Origin of the sequence: Spirulina sp. CCY15215 (genome assembly GCF_016888125.1) — a bacterium.
In the GTDB taxonomy this organism is placed as follows: Bacteria; Cyanobacteriota; Cyanobacteriia; order Cyanobacteriales; family Spirulinaceae; genus CCY15215.
Genome location: NZ_JACSWA010000529.1, coordinates 1 through 245, shown reverse-complemented (window position 1 = coordinate 245; position 245 = coordinate 1). Strand labels below are relative to the sequence as shown.

General features: G+C 54.3%; 1 pseudogene. It reads right to left on the bottom strand.

Annotated features, from left to right (window positions below):
• A pseudogene (locus tag JUI58_RS27840) lies at positions 1-245 on the bottom strand (hypothetical protein); the annotation flags it as partial.

Sequence of the window (245 nt, the reverse complement as noted above, 5' to 3'; positions counted from 1 at the left end):
ATCGGCAACTCGCAAGGCTAATTCGCGGTTGATGGGGACAGGACGAATGACGGGATCGCCGTTAGGAGGAACAAGCATGAGGAAGAGGCGATCGCTGGGAGAATCTTCCGCATTTTCAGATTGACCTACAGCAGGAACAAAAATCGCATAGAGGAGAGCGGGTTTGACTCCTGTGGCGCGGTATACTTCATCAAGACTGGCTTGGGCGCGGGCGAGGTTGAGTTCGTCTTCGCTGCTGTCTCCAT